Origin of the sequence: Pseudomonas costantinii (assembly GCF_001870435.1) — a bacterium.
Classification (GTDB): Bacteria; Pseudomonadota; Gammaproteobacteria; order Pseudomonadales; family Pseudomonadaceae; genus Aquipseudomonas; species Aquipseudomonas costantinii.
This window is the reverse complement of record NZ_MDDR01000065.1, coordinates 269623-277826: the sequence shown is the minus strand read 5'-3', so window position 1 is coordinate 277826 and position 8204 is coordinate 269623. Positions and strand designations below refer to the sequence as shown.

Sequence of the window (8204 nt, the reverse complement as noted above, 5' to 3'; positions counted from 1 at the left end):
AAATCAAAAGCAGAGCACGGCGGCCTGAAAGCCGACCTGAGTGGTGTGGAGCAAAAGCCAGATCAGAAGCAGGGCAGATTGCAGTCATCCCTGATGTATGGAGATTAAAAATGTGGGAGGGCTTGCTCGCTCACATGTTTTACCGCTTTTGATCTACACCACTCAGGTCGGCTTTCAGGCCGCCGTGCTGTTGATTTTGACTTTGATCTTAGGCGCCCCGTTAAACCACGCTGGCCGCAAGTAGGCACGGTGGAGCGGGTAAACCGGCAAGGATGCCGGTTTAGCCGCGCTGGGCCAGGGATGGCCCATCGCGGCGACCCGCGCAGCCGTGCCGGAGTGCGGGCACACCGAGCCTAGGCGAGGTGCCGAGTGGTGGGGCAAGAGCCCTTTGCTTACTTTGGGGCTTTTCCAAAGTGAGTCGCCGTAAGGGCGAAACCCTAGGCCGCCGTTACCCAAACAACGGATATGTACACAGCAATCCGCCCAATCAAACCCGCATTCGCCAATAAAATGACATGAAGTTCCCGGTATTTATTGGGTTTACTTATCCAAACTCCCAGCTAATCTGCTAATACTAAATATTTAATCAGAATAGATGTTTTTTTGACGCCATGTCAGTAGTCGCCAAGGATGCGTATGACAAAGGGACGCAGTGGCAGAGAGAGGCGAACGCTGCCAGAGGGCACGGAAATGAAGTGGCGCCACACATTCCAAACCCGCATTGCCGGGGTACTGGCGCTATTGCTGCTGGTGGTCGTGGCCGCCACCTACTTCGCCGTCAAGGCCGCCACCAACAGCGCCGTGGAAAAACAGGCCCAAGTCCAACTCAACACCGGTATCCAAGTGTTCGAGCGCTTGCTTGACCTGCGCGGGCGCCGCCTGCAATACGGGTTGGACTGGCTCACCGTCGATGGTCCATTCAAACAATCGGTGGCCGAGGGCGAACCTTTACCGATTCTGGCCGCGCTGCGTCGGCATGGCACCGGCATCCGTTCCAGCGAAGTATTTGTGTTGGGCCTGGATGGCAAAGTAATCGTCAGCACGTTGCCCGTGCTTGCTCGTGGCCAGTCGTTTCCCTATGAAGACGCTTTGCGCCACGCGCGGCGCAGTGGCTTGCAAATGCTGATCGTCGCGATGGACGGGCAGCCCTATTTGCTGGTGCAGGATGAAGTGCTCGACCCGCAGCCCATCGCTCGCGTGGTCATGGGCTTTCCCATGGACAAGCTGTTCGCCGATGAGCTGCGCTCCATGAGCAACCTTGAGGTGTCGTTCCTCAGCGTGCAGGACGGCCGCGTCGGCGCGTTGTTCAGCACCCAGCCTGACGCCTACCAGGCTGCCATCATCACTACGCTGCGCGACACGCACCTCAACGCTGAAGCACAGATCAATCAGTTCTACGGGCAACGCGTGCTCAGCCAGGTGCTACCGCTGGCCAACACCGGTGAGGGTGATGAAGTGCGTGTGTTGCTGCAAAGCCCGCTGGACCATGCGTTGGAGGCGTTTGGGCCGTTGGACCGGCAATTCCTCGTCATTGCGCTGGCGGTACTGTTGGTGTCGCTGGCGGGTGCGCTGTTCCTGGCGCGCCGGGTATCACGTCCTCTCAACGCCTTGGTGGAGGCGGCCCAGCGGATTGGCGCCGGTGACTACCGCACGCCGGTGCGGGTGCGCAGCCACGATGAGTTCGGTTTGCTGGCCAATGCCTTCAACGCCATGCAAAGCGGCATCGCCGTACGCGAGCGACAACTGGCCCATAACGCCCTGCATGACCCACTCACCGGCCTGCCCAATCGCGCCCTGGCCATGGAGCGCCTGGGCAGTGCGATCAGTGCGCAGCGGCCAGTGGTGTTGTTGTACCTGGGGATTGAAAACTATCGGGTGATCAACGAAGGCTTTGGCCCCCAGGGTGTTGAGGAAATGCTGCGTGAAGCCAGCCGGTGCTTGTCGATGTGCCTGTTGGCCAGCGACACCGCCGCGCGTATCGCCGGCAGTGAGTTCTTGCTGTTGTTGGAAAACACCGAGATCGACCGAGCGGTGGCCCGCGCCGACCGCCTTTATGGACTGCTCACCGAACCCCAGCGTATTGGCAATGACGAAGTGCGCCATGAAGTGAGCATCGGTATCGCCGCCTATCCCACCGATGGCCAGCAGGTGGAAGAGTTGATCAGTCGCGCCGCGATTGCTCGGCATGATGCGGCGACCTTGCCTGGGCATTTGCAGATCTACCAGCAAGACCGCGACCTGGCTCACCAGCGTCAGATCACCTTGATCCGCGACTTGCGCCGTGCTGTCGTCGAGGGCGAATTGTTCTTGTGCTATCAGCCCAAGCTCGACCTCAATGACGGCCATGTGCGCCAGGCGGAAGCCTTGCTGCGTTGGCAGCATCCGACCTTGGGCCAGGTGTCACCCACCGAATTCATTCCCCTGGCGGAACGCACGGGCAGCATGAGTGGCCTGACCCAGTGGGTGATCGAGGAAGCAATCCGGCAACTTGCCGAGTGGGCGCAGCGCGGGTTGTTTATTCAGCTCTCAGTGAACATTTCGGTAGACGACCTGGCCGATGATGACTTGGCCGTTCGCATCACCGCCTTGTTGATGCAATACAAAGTGCCGGCCGAACAACTGATTTTCGAGATCACTGAAAGCGCCATCATGCACAACCCGCAGCAGGCGCTCAGCGTGCTGGAGCAACTGCGCGGTTGCGGCATCAGCCTGTCGGTGGATGACTTCGGCACCGGTTATTCATCGTTGGCGCAACTGCAACGCTTGCCGGTGCAGGAGTTAAAGATCGACCAGTCCTTTATACGCAACCTCGACAGCGCCAGCGGTGACGGCGTAATCGTGCGTTCGACCATCGAAATGAGCCACAACCTGGGTCTCAAGGTGGTGGCTGAAGGGGTGGAATTCGAGCCCAGCCTGAAATTGCTCAAGAAGTGGAAGTGCGACACGGCCCAGGGGTACTTGATCAGCCGGCCGTTGAATGCGATGGCGTTTGAGATGTGGATGCGACGTGAGCGGGTACCGCTGTGAAAAGTCGGAAAATAAAAAGGCGGCTACCCATCAGGTAGCCGCCTTTGTTTTACCGCCAGTATTGCTTAGTCCGGCAGTTTAAACGCCATCACGTAGTCACCCTGCTTGGTGCCCAGCGAACCGTGACCGCCGGCCATGACCAGCACGTACTGCTTGCCGTCCTTGCCGGTGTAGGTCATCGGGGTGGTTTGCGCGCCTGCAGGCAGGCGGCCTTCCCACAGTTGCTTGCCGTTTTTCACGTCATACGCACGCAGGTACTGATCAAGGGTACCGCTGAGGAACGCCACGCCACCGGCGGTGGTGAACGTACCGCCCAAGCTAGGCACGCCCATGGTCAGCGGGACCGGAACCGGCGAGCTATCACGTACGGTGCCGTTCTTGTGCATCCAGATGGTTTTGTGGGTGGTCAGGTCGACCGCAGCCACATAGCCCCACGCCGGTGCTTGGCACGGCAGGCCCATCGGCGACAGCAGAGCTTCGAGAATCACGCCGTATGGCGCGCCTTTGTTCGGCTGTACGCCTTGCGTCTCGCTGACGCGAGGGCCTTGTTTGGCAATGTCGGCGGCCGGGATCAGCTTGGATTTGAACGCCATGTAGCTCGGGTTTACGAAGGCGATCTGGCGTACCGGGTCGACGGAAATGCCACCCCAGTCGAACACGCCGAAGTTACCTGGGTAAACGATCGAGCCTTGCAGCGATGGCGGAGTGAACGGGCCGTCGTAGCGCATCGACTTGAAGTCGATCCGGCAGATCAGTTGGTCGAACGGGGTTACGCCCCACATGTCGCGTTCTTTCAACGGCGGCGGCATGAAGTTCAGGTCGGACTTGGGCTGGGTAGGGGCGGTGTGATCGCCAGCTACTGCACCCTGCGGAACCGGAATTTCATTGATCGGCACGACCGGCTGGCCATTGCTGCGATCCAGCACATAGATGCTGCCTTGCTTGGTCGAAGCCATGACCGCTTGCTTGACGCCGTCAGCAGTCTTGATATCGATCAGGCTTGGCTGGCCGCCCACGTCCATGTCCCACAGGTCATGGTGAGTGAACTGGAAGGTCCACTTCACGTGGCCGCTGTCGATGTCCAGGGCGGTCAGGCCGGCGCTGTACTTCTCGGAGGCCGGGGTGCGGTCGCCGCCGTACTGGTCGGGCATCTGGTTGCCCATCGGCAGATACAGCATGCCGAGTTTTTCATCGACGCTGAACATGGACCACATGTTCGGCGAGTTGCGGGTGTAGGTTTTGCCTTCGGCCAGCGGGGTGGTGTCGTCCGGGTTGCCGCTGTCCCAGTTCCACACCAGCTTGCCGGTGTGCACGTCGAACGCGCGGATCACGCCGCTTGGCTCGTCGGTGGAGACGTTGTCGGTCACGTGACCGCCGATCACAACCAGGTTCTTGGTCACGGCCGGTGGCGAGGTGGAGTAGTAACCGCCCGGGGCGAAGCTGCCGATGTTGGCACGCAGGTCGACTTGGCCTTTGTCACCGAAGTCTTCGCACATCTTGCCGGTGTCGGCGTTCAGGGCGATCAGACGGGTGTCGGCAGTCGGTACGAAGATACGTTTCGGGCACACGGCGCTGACGGGCGCCGCACTGGCGTTGCCGGTTGGGCTCTGCGCAGAAGCGTACACAGCGTCATCGTGATACGACACGCCACGGCAGGTCATGTGCGCCCAACCTTTGAAGTTCGCGGCACCTTCGGTGCTGATCTTCGGGTCGAAACGCCAGATTTCCTTGCCGGTGTCCGGGTCCAGGGCAATGACTTGGCTGTGTGGCGTGCACACATAGAGCATGCCGTTGACTTTCAGCGGGGTGTTTTCCGCGGTGGTCTCACCGGGATCGCCTGGGCCAGGAATGTCGCCGGTGCGATAAGTCCACGCCGGTACCAGCTTGTGGGCGTTCTCTGGAGTGATCTGCGCCAGTGGCGAGTAGCGATCGCCGAAAGCCGAACGGCCGTAGGAGTTCCAGTCGCCATCGGCTTGGGTCGGTGCAGCGCTGGCCATGCCAGGCACCGCGTCGCGGTCCAGTTGGCCGGTCTTGACCATTTCACCGGGGTTGGTGAATTGGCTGGCCAGAGCGGCAGCACCCGCCAGCACTACGGCCACGCTCAGCGCGCCGGTGCCCAGTGGCGCGGGTTGGCCACGCAGCAACGGACGGCGAAACCACGGGAGCAGCATGACGATGCCCAAGGCGAACAGCAGGGCCAGACGTGGCACCAACTGCCACCAATCCAGGCCGACTTCCCACAGTGCCCACACGGTACTGGCGAACAACACCAGTGCGTACAGGCCCAGCGCGGCGCGACGGGTGGCCAGCAGCAGGACGCCGGTCAGGGCGATGCCGATACCGGCCAGCAGGTAGTACAGCGACCCGCCGAGCATGCTCAACTTGACGCCGCCGGCCAGCAAGGCCAGGCCCATGATCAGCAGCAAGACGCCTAGCAGCCTGGGCAGCAGGCGGCTTGGGCTTGAGGCACCATCAGTGCTCATAGTGTGTTTCTCCGTGACGTTGGAATTATGTAACCCCGTGCTTCACTGTAGATGACGATTCGGCGCGGGCTTGGTTCAGCGTTATTTGGGTTTTTCTGTGGATAACCGGGTTATCCACAGGCGGGCGATTTATCCTCAGGCGCAGTTGGGTGTGAGACAGCGCTGTCTTTGCAGGTAGGAGTCATCGGCAAGATAGGGTCGACCGGGGCGTGAAACGTTTCAGTTTGTTGCCGGCAAGGATAAAGCGCAGACGCGCCAAGAGAAAGCGCAAATCGCAAGATGCATCATTTCGGATTTGGTAACAGTGACAGAACGTCGCTGCTGGAAGCGGGTGTGAGTGGGTTCCATGTGTCGAGCGGGCTTGCCCCTATTTCAGGCACCGCGCTATGTCTGACACAGCGCGGTGATCTTTTAGGGCTGCTTCGCAGCCCAACGCGGGGTAAGCCCGCTCGCCACAGGGGAACCGATTGGCAGTTAGAAAGTAGTGCGCACCCCAAACTGCACACTACGCCCCGGCGCCGGTGCGATATCGCGCAGGATCGAACTGGCATACCGCACGGTCTGGTTGGTCAGGTTTTCACCATTCACAAACGCCAACCACTGGCTGCCACCGACATTGAAGTGATAACCCGCGCTTGCGCCCAATGTGGTGTAGCCGTCGGTGCCGCTTTCGTTATTCGGTACACGCCCTTGGCCTGCGGCATGTTCTACATCGATACGCGCTTGCCAGCGGTCCAGTTCCCACAGCAAGCCGCTGTTCAAGCGCAGCGGCGCAATGCGCGGTAGAGCTTCGCCGGTATCCAGGTTGGTGGCGCGGGTGTAGTCACCCGACAGCTCCAGGGCGAATTTGCCGTAGGCGCTTTCGCCGAGCTTCCAGTGATCCTGGGCTTCGAAGCCTGCAAAACGGGCACGTACGCCGGAGTATTTGTACTCCGGGTGACCGCCTGCATCTTCTTCGCCTTCATCGTTCAACGTGCGACCAGTGCCCAGCAGCCCGATGTAATTGGAGAAGCGGCTGTAGAACACGCCGAAGCTGCCTTTGTGGGTGCCATTGTCAAAGCGCAGGGCCAGGTCGCTGGACACGGCTTTTTCTTTCTTCAGGTTGGCATCGCCCAGCTCGTAGGTGTTGGTGGCGACATGAACGCCGTTGGCATACAGCTCGTAAAAGGTCGGTGCGCGTTCGGTGTAGCCCAGGGTCGCCGCCAAGGACCAGATCGGCGTGAGGGTGTAGACCGCGCCCGACGACAGGCTGCCTGCCGTGAAGTCATTGGACTTGTCGGCCTTGGCAAAGCGCGCGTTGCCTTTGGCATTCGGGTCGATGCTGGTGTGCTCCAGGCGCCCGCCGAGGCTGAGCTTCAGGCGCTCGGTGGCCTGCATTTCTTCGAGAATAAACAGTGCACCGGCGTTGGTGTCGGTCTGTGGCACGAAGGCTTCTTCGCCCAGGGCCGAGAACTCGTTGCGGCTCACTTGTGCACCGACCACGCCATCGAACGGGCCGATCGGCTGGTGGCGAGCTTCGACACGCGCTTCATAGCCCTTGTTCTTGAAGACGGTGCCGGTTTCCCCGCCTTCGATTTCGCGGTGCTGGTAGTCGGTGTAGCCCGCATCGAGTTTTACCGAGGTGAATGGGCCTTGCAGGTTGCGGATCTCGGACGCAAAGGCGTAGTGATCCTGTTTCATGCGGATGCGCACGTCCTGCTCGGCAGGCGAGCCGTAATTACTGTCGTAGTTGCTGTAGGACAAGCCTGCATAACCGTCGTCCCAGGTGTAGGAACCGCCCACCGCGCCGCCGTCCTGGCGCCCGTCGCTGTTGCCCAGTCGACCGTCTTTGCCAGGGCCGTCTTCGGTGGCCGGGGCGTGGCGGCTGCGCGCATAACCCGGGATTTTCAGGTCGTTGAACTCCCGCGCATTGGCGTCCAGGTGCAAGGCGAAGGTACCGTTGCCGGCTTCCAGTTTGCCCGCGCTGCTGCGGGTGGTGTCGGCGCCGCCATAGCGCAATTCACCGGCCCCGTGGATGCCTTCAATGGCCTCGGTGGGGATGCGATTGTCGAAGGTGTTGACCACGCCGCCGATGGCACTGCCGCCATACAACAGAGCCGCCGGGCCACGCACAATTTCAATGCGGTCGACGTTGATCGGGTCCAGCGGCACCGCGTGGTCGTAGGACAGCGCCGAGGCGTCCAGCGCGCCCACACCGTTGCGCAGGATGCGAATACGGTCGCCATCCTGGCCACGAATGATCGGGCGACTGGCGCCTGGGCCAAAGTATGAAGATGACACGCCAGGCTGCTTGTTCAGGGTTTCGCCGAGGCTGCCTTTTTGTTGCAGGGTCAGGTCATCGCCTTCCAGCACGGTGGTGGGCGAAGCCAGCTGTTCGCTGCCCAGTGGGTTGCCGGTAATGACTTGGGGTTGCAGCTCAAGGGCGTAGGCTTCGGAGCAGATCAGCAGGGTGGCGGCAAGCGGGGTCAAGCGCCATAGAGAAGAGAGAGACATCGGACATTCCTTGGCAAAACGGCAAAAGAAGAGAAGGCTTAAAACGGTATCGAATCAGTTACTTTTGATAAGTATCGTTACAATATAACATCTCTTTTTTCGCTGAAAAGGGGAACTTTCTCTCAGGGTCTATATTCAATGCGGTGCTTCCACCGTTACGCCCCGTCGGCTAAGGTGCGCGGCTGTGTTTCCTCTTTTTGC

3 protein-coding genes are annotated in these 8204 nt (G+C 60.5%); 1 reads left to right on the top strand and 2 read right to left on the bottom strand.

The window, feature by feature from the left end; translation table 11 throughout:
- Positions 1-690: 690 nt before the first annotated feature.
- Positions 691-3027, top strand: a complete 2337-nt coding sequence (locus BFL40_RS31465; protein WP_071487598.1) for a putative bifunctional diguanylate cyclase/phosphodiesterase — start codon at positions 691-693, stop codon at positions 3025-3027.
- Between the two features lie 65 nt (positions 3028-3092).
- Here BFL40_RS31465 and BFL40_RS31460 read toward each other — a convergent pair whose 3' ends face one another.
- Positions 3093-5510 carry a glucose/quinate/shikimate family membrane-bound PQQ-dependent dehydrogenase gene (locus tag BFL40_RS31460; protein WP_071487597.1) on the bottom strand — a complete coding sequence of 806 codons (2418 nt, stop codon included), beginning with the start codon at positions 5508-5510 and terminating at the stop codon, positions 3093-3095.
- Between the two features lie 474 nt (positions 5511-5984).
- Positions 5985-8003 (bottom strand): TonB-dependent receptor, encoded by a 2019-nt coding sequence (locus tag BFL40_RS31455; protein ID WP_071487596.1) that lies wholly within the window; start codon positions 8001-8003, stop codon positions 5985-5987.
- Between the last annotated feature and the right edge of the window lie 201 nt (positions 8004-8204).

Excerpts from the sequence above, each read along its gene's own strand:
- BFL40_RS31465 (WP_071487598.1), top strand. The coding sequence starts at position 691 with ATGAAGTGGCGCCACACATTCCAAACCCGCATTGCCGGGGTACTGGCG.
- BFL40_RS31460 (WP_071487597.1), bottom strand. The coding sequence starts at position 5,510 with ATGAGCACTGATGGTGCCTCAAGCCCAAGCCGCCTGCTGCCCAGGCTG.
- BFL40_RS31455 (WP_071487596.1), bottom strand. The coding sequence starts at position 8,003 with ATGTCTCTCTCTTCTCTATGGCGCTTGACCCCGCTTGCCGCCACCCTG.